Here is a 17,509-nt window from a genome sequence, read left to right as displayed (position 1 = left end):
TCAAGACGACGTTCTGTGGGGACCATTTCAGCCCGCTGGGGACCACGGTCTTACTTTCACTGGACTCTGTCTTCACCTAGCTGCACTAGCACAATCGTGGTAAAACCGCATGGACACAATAAGTGTCGCCAGTGCTCCGACATAGCCGGAGGGCGTCAAATTGAATGTAAGCCGTGAAGGTGTCGTTGATCTGGCGGTTTGTGCCGGATTTACGACACCGGACGGGCGTAAAGACTCGGATTTTCACGAGGCTTGACGGCGAGGTGAAAGACTTCGGGTTTCAGAAGGCTCGAACCGGTCCCACGGTGGCATTCAATTTTGACAACCGCAGGCGACAGACCACGTTTGCTAAACAAAAAAGTGTCATTACCTGGGCTGTGAAACCAAGGTAATGACACTTTTTAAATTGACGTCTTAGAGCACATCAAGACCAGCCTTTTCAGCCCGTTCTTGATACATCGCAACTTCATCTTCCGCTGCACGAACAAAGTGGTGTGGTGCGATTTCAACCATTGTCCGTGGTTTATCGTCGCCTTCCATCGTTGGCTCGTACGGAATCTGTTTCCGTGCTCGCTCAACTTCTGGATCAGGAACTGGCACAGCTGATAACAAGCTCGTTGTATAGTCATGCAACGGTTTTGTATAAACTTCGTCAGCAGGTCCAATTTCCAACATCCGACCATAGTGCATAACACCAATCCGGTCAGAAATATACTTCACCATCGATAAATCGTGGGCAATGAACAAGTACGTTAAATTGTTCTTGATTTGCAATTCCTTCATCAAGTTAACAACTTGCGCCTGAATTGACACGTCCAATGCTGAGATGGGTTCATCGGCAATGATGAACTTCGGATCAACAGCTAACGCACGAGCAATCCCGATTCGTTGACGCTGACCACCTGAAAATTCATGCGGATACCGGCTTGAATGGTCTTTGTTCAAACCAACTGTTTCCAGCAAGTTTTCAACCATATCTGTTCGTTCCTGATTATTTTTCGCCAAGTGATGGATGTCGATGCCTTCAGCAACAATATCCTTGACCTTCATCCGGGGATTCAGGGAGGCATAAGGATCCTGGAAGATCATCTGCATTTCTTTACGAAATTCCAACTGATCTTTACGGCCCTTGATTTTTGCAACATCCTTACCGTTGAATAAGACTTCACCGGCAGTTGGTTCGTATAAATGAATGATAGCGCGCCCTGTTGTCGTTTTACCAGAACCTGATTCACCAACTAAGCCAAACGTCTCACCTTCGTAAATATCGAAGGAGACGTTGTCGACAGCGCGAACTTCGTCGTTTTTGCCAACATTGAAATACTGTTTCAAGTTTTTAACTTCCAGAATCTTTTTACGATCTGTGTAATCCATGTGCGTCTCCTTTCTCTATTCGCGATCTGAGTCGTCTAAGTTATCAGCCGTGTTCAATGGTGTTGCTGGGCGAACAAGTTCGCCATCATCCGTGTGCATCTTAGCCCATTGCGCCTGCCGTTTGGCAATTGCCTCAGGTGGTGTCACTTTTTCAGCACGGGGATCTAATAACCACGTCGCTGCATAGTGAGTGTCTGAAACCTTAAAGAACGGTGGTTCCTGCTCAGCATCGATCTTCAATGCGTAAGGGTTACGGGCCGCAAACGCGTCACCCTTTGGTGGATCCAACAAGTCTGGCGGTGTCCCTGGAATAGCAGACAATTCACCGCTTTGAGTATCCAAGGTTGGCATAGAGTTCAGTAACCCCCATGTATATGGATGCTGTGGATTGTAAAAGATTTCATCCACAGTTCCATATTCAACAATCTTACCAGCATACATAACGGCAATTCGGTCAGCCATACCGGCAACCACACCAAGGTCATGCGTGATAAAGATAATCGAAGTTTCGATCTTTTCTTGTAATTCTTTCATTAACTTCAGAATTTGAGCTTGGATCGTCACATCCAACGCAGTGGTTGGTTCATCGGCAATCAACACCTCTGGGTAACAAATCAGCGCAATCGCAATCACGATCCGTTGACGCATCCCACCTGAAAATTGGTGCGGGTAGTCATTGATGCGGTGTTCAGCATCCGTAATGCCGACCAACTTTAACATTTCCAAAGCTTGGGCCATGGCCTGCTTTTTTGAAACATGGTTATGAATAATCAGCGGCTCAGCAATCTGACGGCCAATCTTCATAGTTGGGTCCAACGAAGTCATTGGGTCCTGGAAGATCATCGCGATATCTTTACCACGAATCTGTTGCATTTCTTTTTCGGACTTCTTCAACACGTCCTCGCCGTGAAACATAATCTGACCGCCAGCAATTTCGGCGTTGTCAGCATTAAGTCCCATTAACGAACGCGTTGTAACAGACTTACCAGAACCTGATTCACCAACGATGGCCAACGTTTCACCCTTTTTCAAATGGAATGAAACATCGCGAATCGCCTTAACCTTGCCCGCATAGGTATCAAAGTTAATCTTCAGGTTTTTGACTTCAATTAAGTTTTCTGTGTCATTATTTTCCACGATTAACGTCACCTACTCTCTTGAACGTGGGTCAAAGGCATCCCGCAAGCCATCGGCAAACAGGTTGAAACAAATCATGATGACCATCAGGACAACGGCTGGGTACCACATCTGGAATGGCAAGAACTGGAAGTTCTTTTGCCCATCTGAGATCAACGTCCCAAGTGATGCAGTCGGCGGCTGAATCCCAATCCCAATATATGATAGGAAGGCTTCGAAGAAGATGGCACTTGGAATCGTAAACATCGTTTGAATGATGATCACTGAGCTCATGTTTGGAATCAAGTGTTTCCACGCAATCTTCCATGAACTTTCACCCAGCGTCCGTGCCGCCAAGATATATTCTTGGCTCTTCAACGTCAGCGACTCGGCTCGAATTAAGCGGGCCATCGTCGTCCAACTGGAGATGGCAATCGCTAATGAAATAGACAGTAGCGAACCACGCATCACAACTAAAAGTAAAATCATGTAAACCAGGTTAGGAACGGAGGACAAAATTTCAATGATCCGTTGCATGATCATATCCGTTCTGCCTCCACGCCATCCCGAGATCAGGCCATACCCGACCCCGACGGTCAAATCTAGCAGCGTCGCAATCAAGGCAACGGCTAGTGACACCCGGGTACCTGCAATAATCCGTGATAAGAGGTCACGACCTAAATAGTCGGTCCCTAAAATCCAGTACTTACCTGACGGAACGTGTTGCTGTTGATAAGCATCAACACGGCCACCATCCACGGCCTTTGTCCCATCCAGTCCAGGAATGTGAACACCCGGAATTTTTGGCGGCAAGTTCGTGTAGGCCGGTTGTGCGTTATTTGGTTGGTGTGGTGAAATCAGCGGACCGGCCAGTGAAAGCACCAAAACCGCCAATAAAATCCACATCGAGATAAACGCAATTTTGTTTTTCTTTAATCGTCGCCATGCATCCTGTGTGAAGGTCAGCGAAGGCGCAGCAATTTTTTCATTATCAAGATGTTCTTCTTTGCCAAGTGGTTCGAAGGCATCGTTTGAAACATTCGCGTTTTCAGCCATTAGCTTTGACCTCCTTGCAGACGGATCCGTGGGTCAACGATTCCGTAAACGATATCGGTAATCAATAAGACAACCACGAGCAGTACTGAGTACATCATCGTAATCCCCATGATAGTTGGGTAGTCGTTAGTCGTAATTGACTTAACGAATTGTTCCCCAATCCCAGGAACGGCGAAGATATTTTCAACAACCAGTGAACCGGTCATCAAGTTAACCGTCAGTGGTCCGATCAATGTAATCAGTGGAATCAAGGAGTTCCGCAAAGCATGGTGATAAACCACGCCAGTACTAGTCAGCCCCTTTGCCTTCGCTAATTCAATGTAATCAGAACTCATGACGTCAACCATTTCGGTTCGAATAAACCGCGCTGTCGTTGCAAACGGAGAACCCGCCAGCGCGATGGTCGGGAGAATGGTATACGAGAAGTTCCCCCAGCCGGCAACCGGAAAGGCACCAGCTTTCAAACCAATGTAGTACTGTAACAAGATGGCAAGCACGAAACTTGGAATCGAGATCATTAAGATAGAAATAATCGTCATCGTGCCGTCGACCCAAGTGTTCCGACGAATTGCCGCGATCCCACCAACGATGATACCTAAAAGCACCCCAACGATCATCGCTTGAATCCCAAGCTGGAATGATGCAGGCATCCGGGTTGCCAAAAGGTATGATACCGGTTGGTTATCAAACTGGAATGACAAACCGAAGTTACCACGAACCATGCCGGCTAGGTAAATTAGGTATTGCTGCCACACAGGCTTATCCAACCCATACGTGTGGTAAATCATTTGAATCTGTGAATGCGAGAGTTTTGACTCGTTGCTTAACGGTGTCCCTGGTAACAGCTTCATCATAAAGAACGTGATGGTTGCAATCAGGAATAACGTTAGAATGAGGTAAAACAGTCGTTTGAGCAGGTATTTTGCCATAAACTTACTTCCTCACAATCTAAACCAGACAAGTAATAAGTGCGAGATTTCCGTTGAATAATGAGAATTCGCTGAAAATCATTAATGTTCATCTTAAAGCAAAACGTGGGGATAAACCAGAATGAAATGGTTTTTCCTCACGTTTCCCTCTAAATTTAATCCGTTACATTAACGTGACTACTTAACTTCAACGTTCTTGTAGTTGAAGTTAACACCAGCTGAGTTGTAAATTACACCCTTAACGTAACTCTTTTGAAGCATAGGACCAGAACCAGAAGCAGTACCCCAGTACAATGGCACAATCCCAACATCCTTCGTCAGGATCTTTTCAGCGTTAACTAAGTCGTCATAACGTTTTTGCTTGTCATTAGCATCTTTATTAGCTGAATTTTGGATCAGAGTGTCATATTCTGAGTTCTTCCATTTACCATTATTTTGTGAGTTATCTGATGTGAACAATGATGAGTACGTGTACGGATCGTTGTAGTCAGCTCCCCAAAGTGTGATAACGGCATCAAAGTCACCGTTAGCAGACTTGGTTAAACGGTTCTTAAATGGCACGTTTTGAAGAGAAACCTTAACCCCAGGCAACTTTTCAAATTGTGATTGTAAGAATTCTGAGTTTTGCTTAGTTCCTGACGTATCGTCAGCAAGCAAGGTGAAGTTCAAGCTAGAAATACCGGCTTCCTTCTCCCCTTCCTTCAACAGCTGCTTAGCCTTAGCCAAGTTGTGATCAGTTGTATCAGCAACCTTAGAATCGTTAGCAAAGTCAGCACCTGTCTTAGGGTTCTTTGTTAACTTCGTTGGAATTAAACCAGTTGCGGCTTTTGAACCATCTTCCAGAACATTGTTAACCAATTGCTTACGATCTAGTGCTAAGGATAATGCTTGACGAATCTTTTGGTTCTTAAATGCAGGTACCTTTTCTTCGTTCAATTCCAGATATGCAGAAGTTGAACCCTGGAAGTACGTGTAGTCTTTATTGTTCTTGTAGTTGGCCACTTGTGAACCCTGTAACTGAGTTCGGTCAATCTTACCGGAGTTGTAGAGGTTAAGTGCAGTGTTACCTTCCTTAACCACTTGGAAGTTGATGGTGTTCGTCTTAACAGCACTCTTATCCCAGTAACTGTTGTTCTTAACCCACTTCCACTTGGTGTTAGTGCCAGTCCAGCCTTCAACCTTGAAAGGTCCGTTGTAAACTTGCTTGTTAGCCGACATTCCGTACTTAGAACCGTACTTATCAACAACCTTCTGATCTTGTGGGAAGAAGATTGGGAAACCAAGCAATAACTTGAAGTAAGGAATTGGCTTTTCAAGTGTAACTTCCAACTTGTAGTCGCCGACTGCCTTAACACCAAGCGACTTCACGTCAGCTTTCTTATTTTGAATGGCATCTGCGTTCTTCACACCATCAAACAAGTATGCGTATTGTGATGCCGTCTTTGGATCGTTTGTGCGCCGCCATGAATAAACGAAATCTTTGGCAGTGACTTTGTCACCATTTGACCATTTTGTGTTCTTACGCAAGTTAAAGGTCCAGTGTAAACCATCTTTTGATTCAGTCGTCTTTGTTGCCAACGCATTTTCAGGCTTAGAGTTTTTACCAATTCGGTAAATCCCTTCCTGTGTGTTTGACAAGGCTGTCAAAGATGAATTATCCGTAACCTTTGATGTATCCAAACCTGGCATTTCAGCAGTAGTAGACAGGTTCAATACACCCTTGTGTGAAGAAGCACCACTTTTGTTGCCACACGCTGCCAATGTTAAGGCAGAAATGGCTGCGACAGCACCAAGTGCTAATACTCTTCGCAACTTCATATCGCCAACTCCTTTTTAATTTGTTACCCCGGTAACAATTTGTGACCTTCCGCAATAAAATATCTATTCGAAAAGTATGTGTCAAATGATAAATGAGAATTCAATGAATGTCAACGCAGCTTTTCCCATTTATTGCTTAGAATTTTTTAGCAAACAAAAAAGGTCGACTTAAAGCCCACCTTGTTAGTGTTTGTTAACCATTATTACAATTATGTGTCGAATCATTTTATTTATCTAGACCGTTTAGCAGCTAATACGAATTATACATTTATACAGCATATCCTCATTTTTCTCACGATTATTTCAATTGCAATACCTACGGTTTTAGCCTATTCAGTCATGTCTGCAAATATTTCCGCTACCTCATAAAGAATATCATTTCCAACATGAGCTATTTTGCGCACCGAACGAATTTCTAGATCAATCGTCGTAATTTGATCCGTCATAACGACTCCCTTTACTTTAGAGACCCGCTTTCCCAATCGAACATGCAGCGGATAGCCTTTATCATGAGATGTTATTGGAAAAACACTCGCAAATCCACTGACCTGCTGACTGGCTCTATTAGTCCAAACGAGTGCAGGGCGATAACCTTTTTGTTCGTGCCCAAGCGAAGGACTGAAATCAACTAAAATAATGTCTCCTCGATCAATTTTTTTAAAAAGCATTTCTCCTTCCCTCAAAAAAATCATTAGTAGCTATCTACCAGAGTTCGCGCCCCTTCGGCTCTCCCAAGTCAGCCACGCGATTTTCACCTTGCAAATACTTTTCATAATCAAAATTGGCAAATCGACTCATTATTTTTGATTCGCTCTTAGTTTTCATGATTATTAATTTTCCCTGTTCAACAGTCATTGATACTTCAGCATCATCAAGATTAGTAATGCCAATTTCTGACAAAATAGCCTTTGGAATTCGAATACCTTGAGAATTACCCCACTTTGATATCTTTGCGTTTTGCATGTCAACACCTCCGTTTTAACTCGCTTAAACGCTAATTTGTTTTTCTGTAGTATATACTACAGAAAAAAAACAATCCCGACATTTTGAAATGTCGAGATTGTTTAGAAATACGTTACTTCACATAAGCGTACTTGTAGTTCCAGTTAATACCAGCTGAATTATAGATAATCCCTTTGACGTATGGACGTTGCAAGAATGGACCAGAGCCAGAGAATGAGCCAGTGTATAATGGCAAGACACCGTAATCCTTAACCAACGTTTGATCAGCGGTAACTAAGTTCTTGAACCGTGCTTCCTTGTTCAACGCATTCTTACCGGCGGAATCTTTAACATTCTGGTCATAAGTGGCGTTCTTCCACAAACCATCGTTGTACGTCCCATCTGACGTGAACAAAGCAAACGTGTATGGATCGTTGTAGTCAGCGCCCCATAGTGTGACAACGGACTGGAAGTTGTGAGCAGCAGAACGGGTTAATCGTGTCTTATAAGGCACGTTTTGAACGGTCACCTTAACACCTGGTAACTTCTGGAATTCGGACTGCAAGAATTCAGCGTTCTTCTTACCAGTGTCAGTGTCATCAGCCATCAACGTGAACTTCAAATCTGAAATACCAGCTTCTTGTTCCCCTTGCTTGAGCAGTTGCTTAGCTTTAGTCAGGTTCTGCGTCAAAGCGCCCTTAACTGCGGCTTCTTTGGCAAAGTCCTCACCAGTGTTTGGATCTTTGGCCAACTTGGAAGGTGTAAACGTCGTCGCAGGTTTGGAACCGTCCTGCAAAATGTTGTTAGTCAACTGTGACCGGCTAACTGCATATGATAGTGCAGCCCGAATCTTTTGGTTCTTGAACGCTGGCACCTTTTCTTCATTCAATTCAAGGTAAGCAGCTGATGAACCGGGACGATAAATGTAATTCTTGTTGTTCTTATATTGGGCAACTTGGTCTCCACTCAACTGGGTCAGGTCAGCCTTCTTAGAGTTGTACATATTTAGTTGCGTACTGTTTTCCTTAACAACCTGGAAATTGATCTTGTTTAACTTAACGTTCTTTTTATCCCAGTATGTGTTGTTTTTAGCCCAGTCCCATTTAGCATTGGTTCCTTTGTACCCTTGAACCTTAAATGGTCCGTTGTAAACCTGGGTGCCAGATGTTTGCCCATACTTCTTGCCGTATTTATCAACGGCCTTTTTGTCTTGTGGGAAGAAGCTTGGGAAACCAAGTAACAGTTTAAAATATGGAATTGGTTTGGACAACGTAACGGATAGCTTGTACTTGCCATCAGCCTTAATTCCTAAGGCACTGGGTTTCATCTTGCCACTTTGAACGGCATCCGCGTTCTTCACGCCTTCAAATAGATACGCATATTGTGACCCTGTCTTTGGACTGTTTGTGCGTTGCCAGGAATAAACGAAATCTTGAGCAGTAACCGGATCCCCGTTTGACCACTTTGTTCCGTGACGCAAATCAAATGTCCAGTGAAGCCCATCTTTCGATTCCGTCGTTTTCGTTGCCAACTCATTTTGTGGCTTAGCATCCTTACCAATTCGGTAAATTCCTGAAAATGTGTTCGATAACGCCGTCATTGAAACATTGTCTGTCGCAATCGAAGGATCTAGTGTCGGCATTTCGGCAGATTCCATTAAGTTTAACTCGCCCTTATGCCCTGACGCCCCCTTGTTACCACACGCAGCTAACGTTAATACGGATAACGTCGCTGTTGCACCCATTGCTAAAATTTTACGAACCTTCATTCAACCACACTCCTTGTGGAATTCACCTTATTATGGTGATGCATTCCAAGCTATGTACTTTTCGCGGCAACTTATGTTTTGAAAAGTTGTGATGATAATAGATTAAAATAAGATTAAAGTCAACGAGTTTTGCTAATTTTATTTTAATTAATTTAAAAACGGTATAAGTTGCTTATGTAATGTATTAGTCCGTTCGTAGCAGATGTTTTAGCATGAAATATTTCGTGCATAGAACAATTGGTCTGGATTTTTTCAGTTCCGTTGAAGGTTTGTCATGCTCACAGACCATTGATTTCAGATATTTTCCTCTAATCTAACTGGCCTTCAACATTCATTCCTAAAACGGATTGCCCTTTACCTCTCGCAAACACCGAACCGGCCAGCGTAACGTGCGAAATGGTATAATTAAGTCATTACAAGTCTCGGCTTAGAAAAGAGGACACACATTTGGACGAAACTGCAATTGCACCAAAAGAAGTTATTATTGCCGGTCTCAACACCGGTGCTGGCAACTTTGAATATTCCATGGAAGAACTTGCCAACCTAGTTGCCGCCAATAATATGATTGTTAAGGAAGAAGTTCGTCAAAAACTTGAACGGCCGCATCCAGGTACTTACTTTGGTAAGGGAAAAATTACCGAACTGGCTGAAATTGTGGCCAGTGAAAACGTGGATACCATCGTGACAAACGACGAACTTACCGCTTCACAGATTCGTAACATCGAATCGGCTACTAAAGCGAGTGTACTGGACAGAACTGCCTTGATCCTGGATATCTTTGCCAACCGTGCTCAGACACGGGAAGCTAAACTACAGGTTCAAATTGCCCAACTCCAATATCAACTGCCACGGTTGCATACTAGTGTTAACCAACGTTTGGACCAGCAAACTGGTGCCGGCGGTGGTGGCGGATTCACTAACCGTGGTGCTGGTGAAACACAACAGGAAATGGATCGCCGAACCATCAACAATCAGATCAAACATCTGAAAGGCGAGCTAACCGACATCACCAAAGCTGCCGACACGCAACGCACGCAACGGGAAAAGAATGGGCTCCCAACTGTAGCATTAGTCGGTTATACCAACGCTGGTAAATCAACCACCATGAACGGTCTTGTCCGCAAATATGGTTTAAACGAAGACAAACAAGTATTTGAAAAGAACATGTTGTTTGCAACGTTGGATACCAGTGTTCGACAAATCAACCTGCCCGATCAAAAGCAGTTCTTACTTTCAGACACCGTCGGATTTGTCAGTAAGTTACCTCATGGCTTAGTGGAGGCATTCCGTTCTACGCTGGCTGAAGCTGCTAACGCCGATTTGCTCATTCAGGTTGTAGATTATAGTGACCCTAATAGTGAGCAAATGATGGCTACGACTAATGAAGCCTTGAAGGCCATTGGTGTCACTGATATTCCAATGATCGTTGCGTTCAACAAGGCCGACAAGACGGAAGCTAAGTACCCTTCTCGCGAGGGCATGCAACTCGTTTACTCGGCCCGCGATGATGCATCATTAGACGAATTAATCACCATGATTCGGGAACAAGTCTTTAAGAACTACCAGACAGTTACCCTGTTGATTCCGTTTGACCAAGGCAACATTTTGAACTTCTTGAATGAAAAGGCACATATTTTGGAAACCGAATATGTTGCCGAAGGTACTAAAATAACCGTCGAGCTGACGGATGAATCAGCGCAACGGTTTGAGAAGTATCGGGTAAACTAATTAAAGCACCAATGAAAACTGCTTTTTCTCTCTTATTCGACCATATCGAATTAAAGGGAAAAAGCTTTTTTATTATTGACCAGTGGATAAACGTCTTAAAAAACTCTTTTTAACACGATTTGAAGGGTAATAAATTTCCTCTTATTCACAGTAACCGACTTATTCTTTGACCTCTAGCAATTGTTTATACAAAGCAAACAAAACAACGTAGTCAAGTGTATTACCTTATCCCATTGTCAGTATAATAAACATGTGTTTCACATCACTAGGATCATATTTCAGAATATGCTCATAAACCAATCGTAATAGTTCCTCATCCCCGCTAACGTTTAGAATTCGGTAAACAGACAATGCATTTTCGCATTGCTGTTTACCTTTTTCTTTTTCACCAGTCACAATATCATACCAACCATGCATAAATAGATTTTGGACTGCAAAACGCACGTCAGAATCATCTTTGTCATGTACAAGATTATCCATAATTTTAAGCACTTCAGCTGCCTCGGTATAATGTTGTTTCCCTATTAAAGCTGAAAATGCATCAAAACATAAATTAAAGCGTGTGTGCTGATCGTCAGCCAACCATTTGTACCAATCCGCTCGATACATTGCCCGTTTGAATAAACGAAATAAATCTGAGGCATCTAGAAAAGAAACTGAAAATATCAGCAAATATATTTCGAATTCACCCCACTGTTCAACACTAGTCAGGTACTTCGTCACTGGCAGTATATCTGACGCCGTTTTGTTCAACCTAAAATGTAGTAAATCCACACTACTATTTATAATCGCCATGACCAGCGAATTCATCTGAGTCGGTTGATCGCTAAAAACCTTTGTAAACTCTTTTTGATAGTTCTCAACTTCCTGCACACCTTTTGGTGGATCGGCCTTATTAACAAGCTCTAGAATTTTCTGCATGGGCAATACTAACTTCCAACTCGGCGACGCATGATCGCTGTTACCAAATAATGGCATCGGGGAAACCGCATACCGGTTCGTTTGCCAATAGAAGAATTCACTAGTCGTCACATGAATTTGATCCAGAAGATGTAAGAAACGGTCGACACCAAGCATACTAGTGCCATTTTCAAACTTCGAAATCACGGCCACACTAACCTGCTCATCAGCAATCTCTTTAAGCGTTAAGCCTTTACTTTTACGTAACGCTCGAAATGTCTCTCCCAACGCCGGCATTGTATACACCCCCCTAGTCAAAGATCTTTGAATAAATTGTCGCTGATGTTTTGTCCTGCATGCTATCATAAATTTTACGATAGAAACGCGAATCTTCAGTTAAATGCAGTGTCTTGCAAAGTTGCAGCACAGTTTTGCACTTATCTTTGCCGACATCTTCTTGTCCCGTCAAATAAAGATACCACCCGTGTAAAAATAAACTCAGGATTGCAAATTGTGCTTCTACATCATTGTCCTTGCTCATCAAATCATCGAATTTTTCCAACACAAATTTTGCGTCATCAAAAGTCCTATGTGCAACCATAGTCGAAAAGAGCGTAAAACAGACGGAATATCCTAAGTGTCGCAAATCAGTCAAACGAACATAAAAATTGGCTTGCTTCATAAAACGGGAAAACAGCATCATTGAATCTTCGACGTCCATGTAAATCGACGTGGTAATGAAAAGCAATAATTCAAACGCTGTCCATGCTGATACACCGCCTAAATAATCAATAATTGGGAACATTTCTTGATGTGTCGAGACGTGATCTCTCATCTTAGACTGATGCATCTTCAGCGCTGCTTCCGCTAAGGACAATTTTAAACGATTAGCCAAACAAGAATTTTTCTTTAATTCCTGCTCTGTCAATTTGATGAACGTTTGAAAACTTAAAATCTTTTGTGCCGTACTTTGATTGTCATCACCAGAAATTTGAAATATGTCGTTGAACGGCTCCAAAACATCAAAGATTTCAGGCAGTGGCGTGCCATCGTCTGAAATCTCAAGTCCTGCTCTTTGAGCTCGCTCATCTGATTCCCGATAACGATAGAAAAAGTCTGTCGTTGTGACATTGATTTGTTGCAACAAATGTAAAAAGCGGTCCACGCCCAACATCGTTTGATCATTCTCAAACTTCGAAATCACCGCCATACTGATTTCGTCATCCGCAACTTCCTTAAGTGTTAGATTCTTACTTTTACGTAGTTCATGAAACGTTTGTCCTAACGATTGCATATTGACCTCTCCTAAGAAATAACGGTCCCGTAATGAAAATCGTGATCATTTGGTGCACTCACAATCTCTGCCGTAAAATCGTCATAAATCCTAAACATATGATCTTCCTTACATAGCCTCATCATGGTGGTGGCATCGTTCATCTTGGACTTGCCCAGTGCCTTGTTATCAACACGATATTTGAGCCAACCTTCGCACCACAATATCGTCATCGCAAAATTAGCAGTCAAATCACGACCATCGCGCTTTTTATGTAAAGCTTTCATCTTCGATAAAGTTTCATTGGCTAACGCAAACTGATCCAACGACATAAAATATGAAAAACTACTGACTAAAAATCCGCGATGCATGCCTGCGACATACATAATCGACTCATTCGCCGTCAGTTTACGTTCAGCAATATTAGTAAATAATTCAACATCGGCCAATGGCATGGCGGTCAAAAAGGATTCGAGGACTAAAATTTCATAAATGCCCCAATCGTCAATCTGCTTTAAATATTTCACAGCATAATCCGAACTGTGCTCGATGCTTTTCCCGGTATGATTGGCCAGCATCATTCGACCATAGTCGTATCCCAACACATTATTAACCGTTGGGGATTTTTTAGCGTTTTCTTTTAATACATCAAGCCGCGCGTAAAGTTTTTTCCACTGATGTCGTATCGCCAAACCTGAACTAATCAGGAAAATGTTCGTTAAATCTGTTAGTGCGTTTGCAGCGCCCATTTCACGCCATTCCACCGGCATCGGAGAGTTCAAATAACGATCATGCTGCAGGAAGAAATACTCATCAGCGGTCACATTCATTTTCTTGAGCAAATGCATCAATCGATCAACACTGATTTTCGATTGGCCCTGTTCAAACTTTGAGAGAAAACTGACACTCGCCTGTTCATCTGCAAGTTCTTTCAATGTCAGGCCTTTACCAACCCGTAGTTGATGAAACGTTTCACCATATGTTGCCATGTCAGTCCCCTTTCTAAGCCATCAACCGTGAATGATGGAGTAAATGATCATCGTCTGTTTGCCAAATCTGATCACTAAAAGCTGAATATAATTGCCACAAACTTGTTTCTTCACACAATCGCATAACAGTTAACGAGTCCTTCATTTCTGCTTGCCCACGCTGTTTATCGTCATTGCGATAGGTTAGCCACCCTTGACACCATAAAATTAACATGCCAAAATCACCGGTCATCTGTTGTTGTGTTTGTTGATGATGAAGATCACGCATCTGTTCAAGCATTCTCTCTGCCAGGTCAAAATGTGCAACATTCATGAAATAGCTAAAGTTTGTAAACAAAAAGCCGCGATGCATCCGCGCCATCTCACTAAGTTGTGATTGTGAAGTCAATTTGCGCTTGGCTGCTTGTGCGAGCTGTTGAACATCAGTGACAGCCATCCCTGACAGGAAAACGTTAAACACAATCAGCTCGTAAATACTCCACTCATCGATCTGCTTTAAATAAGTGATTGCACGTTGCACAAACGGATGAACATCTTCCTGCCGATGCTGCGCTAATAGAAGCTGAACGAAGTCCACATCCAACCAATGACTCATCGTCGGTGTTAACTTTGCATCTGCAATCAACTTTTTTCGCCATTGTACCAGCTCCTCCCATCGACCACGATTTGCCAAGCCAGCCGCGTAATAAAAGCTGCTGCCTAACTCGCCCACTGCGTTCGACACACTCATTTCTGACCATCTTTCAGGTATTTGTGGATTGTCGTAACCATCATGCTGAGCAAAAAAGTATTCATCCGCAGTCACATGCATTTTATCCAACAGATGCATCAACCGACCGACGCTAATTTTTGATTGATCCGTTTCAAACTTAGACAAGAATCCAATGCTTACCTGCTCATCGGCCAGTTCCTTCAGTGTCATGTTCTTGCCAACTCGTAGACGCCGAAACGTCGTCCCGTACGTGGCCATACAAACTTATCTCCCATTATTAAAATTGCTTGTTGATTAAGTATAGCGCAGAATGTTGTCGATTGTTAGAAAATGATTAGAACTCACTTGTTTATCTCATAAAAAATAAGTCGCAAACGCTGGCTCAGCGTCTTTGACCTATCTCCATCTGGTATTAATTCAAATCAATTATTTAACCTCTAATCGCTTCATAAACTCAGCATGGGCATCAAATAGCTCATCCGTGATTTTTACATCAGAAGATTCAGTTTCATCACCTAAGAGTTCTTGCCGAACCTCTTCAATACTGTATCTTTTGCCTTTTTCTGATTCTTCAATAGCTGCCATGAGCTGCTTTGAAATTAATGAAGTCATTTGTTCTGTATAATCTTGAAAATCCAGCAATACATATGCATCTTCACCATCACGTGTTAAGAATACTGGCTCCCCCGGAGAAACTTGCGATAAAACTTTTTCATATGTTTGTAGTTCTGATACAGGTTGTCTATTTGGAAAAGTCTGACTGTCTTTCATATTCTATTCCCTCCGAAGAAATTATATTCCTTTGAAGAACTATTCTTTAGCAGAAACACTTAGAAGTATGAGCATAATCAACAAGATTTTAACGTTGTCGTTCGATTAATGATTCGAATCATGAAACACAAGGCTTTCCTCAGTGGTATCCATACCCAGTGGCTCAAAAAAATTATCGGGTACATTTATGCCTAATTCATGTGCAGCCACAATAGCAAACTCACGTACAAAATAGGCAGATGAAGTTACAATACCATTGTCCGAAACGACCGGTTTACGTAACAAATTTTTCTTCGGGATAAAGCTATTTTCTACATAAGCACTTTCAAATAAGCCAGCTGTGAAATGCGTATCTTCCAATAAGCCAGCCTTCGCCAGTAAAATTGGTGAAGCGGAAATTGCTGCAATAATCGGTCTAGAACGTATCTTAAAACGCTTCAAAAACTCAATATTACGCTTATCTGGCAAGACAACATGATAATCCGCAATTCCGGGTAGAATTAACATTTTATACTCCTGAATGTTGTCAACTTCATCAAACGTTCGTTGCGGCATTACTGCAAAACCATCTTCTGTTTGATATATTTTTCGTTTAGCAGCTACGACGTCAATCTTCCAATTAGACAACGGACTCCATGCAAAAATTGAAGTCAGCGCACTAATCTCATACATTGAAAAGCCATCATAAATCATTACGAGAATTTTATTCATGACTATATCCCCCAAAACAAATCAGTTGTTTACCATCTTAAACAGCACATACTGTGGCCCAATCTTGCCAACTCTATGTATACCTGTATCACGAAATCCAGCTTTCTGATAAAGTCTTTGTGCTGGTACATTGCGCTGATTCACGGCCAAAATAATCCGAGTCACGTTTGGGAAAAGCACATTCACAAACGTAGAAACCAAATTCATTGCAGTAAGTGAAATGCCTTGTCCACGAAACCGCTCATCAATCGATAATGCTCGCAACAGGACATCCGTCTTCACATTCCCGCCAATTTCTAACGGTCCCTTATGAATATGCAGACAAAAGAATCCAGCCAATTGATCTTCTAACATAATCATTATCGGCATTCGGTCTGGGTCTTCTTTTGCCTTTGCCACCACAGATTTCGGCGTTCCTGTATAGGTCACATCCGTTAGTTGATAGTCATTTATTTGCTGGCGGTTTTGTGTCGTATCCGTGTACTGCATCAATTCAACACTCATGAAGACACCATCTCCCTATGATACCGTTCCGTTTGCTTTGTAAAATTCGCGAATCTGATTATCCAACCAATTTGATAACACCGGCGTTTTCAAATTTTCAAATCGCAGTTTATATGGTAGCGAAACACATTCATTAACAGATTTTTCATACTATTCAAATTGCACCATAAAATTAGTTTTCCGCCATTCTCTAGTTCCACTTAACTAAAAAAAGCGCTATCATCCTGATTGTTTAATCTAACAATTACGAACTACGTTAAGACTCTGATGTATAATCAAAATTTCGACAAAATGCAGGGCACATTCATAAAGTGCATTGGAATCTTAGACAAATATATTATGAAATAACGAGAACTTATTTGTTACATTTACATTTTGATTATTTAAACACGCACAAGTGTAAAGTACTTGATACTTATTTTTATGTAAGAAAGCCTCAACGTACTGAGGCTTTTTTTAGCTGGCATTGTCAGGTACTTATTTCAGCCATTCTTAAGTTTAATAATGACAAGCTTCATCGTTGCTTACCACCACCATCCAGGATTATCGTTTACATCTTTGAGCGGCTCTCCAGGTCCATATGAACCCGTGCCTTCCAAAGGCCCTCGAGGAATTGTGAAATTCACTCCTCCTTTTATTTCCTCTTGCTGTTCCTGATTTATAACTTTAAACTTTTTTGTTAAATCGTAATTCAATGCTTGTTCAATCATAATAATTATCTCCCTTCTTCTCAGTAAGTTACTAATTTTACTTCTAAAAATTGAGCAATAAGACTAAATATACAAATTATCTTAAATTCGGCCTTTATAATCAAGGTGCATAAAGGTCGACAGTCTTACACTGCATTCAGACGAGATACTTTAAGGCCCGATGAATCTTGGACTACTTCAAAATGCACAAGGAAAAATGAATGCGCTA

General features: G+C 42.0%; 17 protein-coding genes. 1 reads left to right on the top strand and 16 read right to left on the bottom strand.

Going from position 1 to position 17,509, the window contains the following annotated elements; genetic code table 11:
* Positions 1-414: 414 nt before the first annotated feature.
* From LDK34_RS02930 to LDK34_RS02895, 8 genes are all read right to left on the bottom strand, one after another.
* Positions 415-1,374, bottom strand: a complete 960-nt coding sequence (locus LDK34_RS02930; RefSeq protein WP_178942978.1) for an ABC transporter ATP-binding protein — start codon at positions 1,372-1,374, stop codon at positions 415-417.
* Between the two features lie 15 nt (positions 1,375-1,389).
* Positions 1,390-2,511 (bottom strand): ABC transporter ATP-binding protein, encoded by a 1,122-nt coding sequence (locus LDK34_RS02925; RefSeq protein ID WP_042655269.1) that lies wholly within the window; start codon positions 2,509-2,511, stop codon positions 1,390-1,392.
* Between the two features lie 12 nt (positions 2,512-2,523).
* Positions 2,524-3,546: an ABC transporter permease gene (locus LDK34_RS02920; RefSeq protein WP_178942979.1), complete on the bottom strand. Its 1,023-nt coding sequence runs from the start codon at positions 3,544-3,546 to the stop codon at positions 2,524-2,526.
* Complete coding sequence (gene opp3b / locus LDK34_RS02915) at positions 3,546-4,475, bottom strand: oligopeptide ABC transporter permease (protein WP_017260956.1); 930 nt, start codon at positions 4,473-4,475, stop codon at positions 3,546-3,548. Before opp3b ends, LDK34_RS02920 begins: the two co-directional genes overlap by 1 nt.
* A gap of 177 nt (positions 4,476-4,652) precedes the next feature.
* The gene (locus LDK34_RS02910; protein ID WP_178942980.1) at positions 4,653-6,293 is read right to left on the bottom strand and encodes a peptide ABC transporter substrate-binding protein; all 1,641 of its coding nucleotides are present in this window, start codon (positions 6,291-6,293) and stop codon (positions 4,653-4,655) included.
* 329 nt (positions 6,294-6,622) lie between these two features.
* Entirely contained in the window at positions 6,623-6,961 is a 339-nt protein-coding gene (locus tag LDK34_RS02905; RefSeq protein ID WP_178942981.1) for a type II toxin-antitoxin system PemK/MazF family toxin, read from the bottom strand.
* A 34-nt stretch (positions 6,962-6,995) separates the two neighbouring features.
* The gene (locus LDK34_RS02900; protein ID WP_178942982.1) at positions 6,996-7,256 is read right to left on the bottom strand and encodes an AbrB/MazE/SpoVT family DNA-binding domain-containing protein; all 261 of its coding nucleotides are present in this window, start codon (positions 7,254-7,256) and stop codon (positions 6,996-6,998) included.
* A 112-nt stretch (positions 7,257-7,368) separates the two neighbouring features.
* On the bottom strand, positions 7,369-9,003 hold the full coding sequence (locus tag LDK34_RS02895) for a peptide ABC transporter substrate-binding protein (protein ID WP_178942983.1): 1,635 nt from the start codon (positions 9,001-9,003) through the stop codon (positions 7,369-7,371).
* Between the two features lie 447 nt (positions 9,004-9,450).
* Between LDK34_RS02895 and hflX the strand changes: the two genes are divergently transcribed.
* Entirely contained in the window at positions 9,451-10,731 is a 1,281-nt protein-coding gene (gene hflX / locus LDK34_RS02890) for a GTPase HflX (protein ID WP_178942984.1), read from the top strand.
* Positions 10,732-10,956: 225 nt separating this feature from the next.
* Here the strand turns inward: hflX and LDK34_RS02885 are convergent, their stop codons facing one another.
* From LDK34_RS02885 to LDK34_RS02850, 8 genes are all read right to left on the bottom strand, one after another.
* Positions 10,957-11,928: a helix-turn-helix domain-containing protein gene (locus LDK34_RS02885; protein WP_178942985.1), complete on the bottom strand. Its 972-nt coding sequence runs from the start codon at positions 11,926-11,928 to the stop codon at positions 10,957-10,959.
* A gap of 13 nt (positions 11,929-11,941) precedes the next feature.
* The gene (locus tag LDK34_RS02880; protein WP_178942986.1) at positions 11,942-12,925 is read right to left on the bottom strand and encodes a helix-turn-helix domain-containing protein; all 984 of its coding nucleotides are present in this window, start codon (positions 12,923-12,925) and stop codon (positions 11,942-11,944) included.
* A gap of 11 nt (positions 12,926-12,936) precedes the next feature.
* Positions 12,937-13,893 (bottom strand): helix-turn-helix domain-containing protein, encoded by a 957-nt coding sequence (locus LDK34_RS02875; protein WP_178942987.1) that lies wholly within the window; start codon positions 13,891-13,893, stop codon positions 12,937-12,939.
* A gap of 13 nt (positions 13,894-13,906) precedes the next feature.
* On the bottom strand, positions 13,907-14,863 hold the full coding sequence (locus tag LDK34_RS02870; RefSeq protein WP_236941467.1) for a helix-turn-helix domain-containing protein: 957 nt from the start codon (positions 14,861-14,863) through the stop codon (positions 13,907-13,909).
* Between the two features lie 168 nt (positions 14,864-15,031).
* On the bottom strand, positions 15,032-15,376 hold the full coding sequence (locus tag LDK34_RS02865) for a prevent-host-death family protein (RefSeq protein ID WP_236941466.1): 345 nt from the start codon (positions 15,374-15,376) through the stop codon (positions 15,032-15,034).
* A gap of 105 nt (positions 15,377-15,481) precedes the next feature.
* Positions 15,482-16,087, bottom strand: coding sequence for a DJ-1/PfpI family protein (locus LDK34_RS02860; RefSeq protein ID WP_178942990.1), 606 nt, complete (start codon positions 16,085-16,087; stop codon positions 15,482-15,484).
* 21 nt (positions 16,088-16,108) lie between these two features.
* Complete coding sequence (locus LDK34_RS02855; protein ID WP_178942991.1) at positions 16,109-16,591, bottom strand: GNAT family N-acetyltransferase; 483 nt, start codon at positions 16,589-16,591, stop codon at positions 16,109-16,111.
* A 524-nt stretch (positions 16,592-17,115) separates the two neighbouring features.
* Positions 17,116-17,301, bottom strand: a complete 186-nt coding sequence (locus tag LDK34_RS02850) for a hypothetical protein (RefSeq protein ID WP_178942992.1) — start codon at positions 17,299-17,301, stop codon at positions 17,116-17,118.
* Positions 17,302-17,509: the final 208 nt, after the last annotated feature.

Source organism: Furfurilactobacillus milii, assembly GCF_021654115.1.
GTDB lineage: Bacteria > Bacillota > Bacilli > Lactobacillales > Lactobacillaceae > Furfurilactobacillus > Furfurilactobacillus milii.
Note: the sequence above shows the minus strand (reverse complement) of the source record. Positions and strands in the feature narration are given on the sequence as shown.

Coding starts and splice junctions, on each gene's coding strand:
- LDK34_RS02860 (WP_178942990.1), bottom strand. CDS start 16,087: ATGAATAAAATTCTCGTAATGATTTATGATGGCTTTTCAATGTATGAG.
- LDK34_RS02865 (WP_236941466.1), bottom strand. CDS start 15,376: ATGAAAGACAGTCAGACTTTTCCAAATAGACAACCTGTATCAGAACTA.
- LDK34_RS02855 (WP_178942991.1), bottom strand. CDS start 16,591: ATGAGTGTTGAATTGATGCAGTACACGGATACGACACAAAACCGCCAG.
- opp3b (WP_017260956.1), bottom strand. CDS start 4,475: ATGGCAAAATACCTGCTCAAACGACTGTTTTACCTCATTCTAACGTTA.
- LDK34_RS02870 (WP_236941467.1), bottom strand. CDS start 14,863: ATGGCCACGTACGGGACGACGTTTCGGCGTCTACGAGTTGGCAAGAAC.
- LDK34_RS02850 (WP_178942992.1), bottom strand. CDS start 17,301: ATGATTGAACAAGCATTGAATTACGATTTAACAAAAAAGTTTAAAGTT.
- LDK34_RS02880 (WP_178942986.1), bottom strand. CDS start 12,925: ATGCAATCGTTAGGACAAACGTTTCATGAACTACGTAAAAGTAAGAAT.
- LDK34_RS02920 (WP_178942979.1), bottom strand. CDS start 3,546: ATGGCTGAAAACGCGAATGTTTCAAACGATGCCTTCGAACCACTTGGC.
- LDK34_RS02875 (WP_178942987.1), bottom strand. CDS start 13,893: ATGGCAACATATGGTGAAACGTTTCATCAACTACGGGTTGGTAAAGGC.
- LDK34_RS02885 (WP_178942985.1), bottom strand. CDS start 11,928: ATGCCGGCGTTGGGAGAGACATTTCGAGCGTTACGTAAAAGTAAAGGC.
- LDK34_RS02905 (WP_178942981.1), bottom strand. CDS start 6,961: ATGCTTTTTAAAAAAATTGATCGAGGAGACATTATTTTAGTTGATTTC.
- LDK34_RS02900 (WP_178942982.1), bottom strand. CDS start 7,256: ATGCAAAACGCAAAGATATCAAAGTGGGGTAATTCTCAAGGTATTCGA.
- LDK34_RS02895 (WP_178942983.1), bottom strand. CDS start 9,003: ATGAAGGTTCGTAAAATTTTAGCAATGGGTGCAACAGCGACGTTATCC.
- LDK34_RS02910 (WP_178942980.1), bottom strand. CDS start 6,293: ATGAAGTTGCGAAGAGTATTAGCACTTGGTGCTGTCGCAGCCATTTCT.
- LDK34_RS02930 (WP_178942978.1), bottom strand. CDS start 1,374: ATGGATTACACAGATCGTAAAAAGATTCTGGAAGTTAAAAACTTGAAA.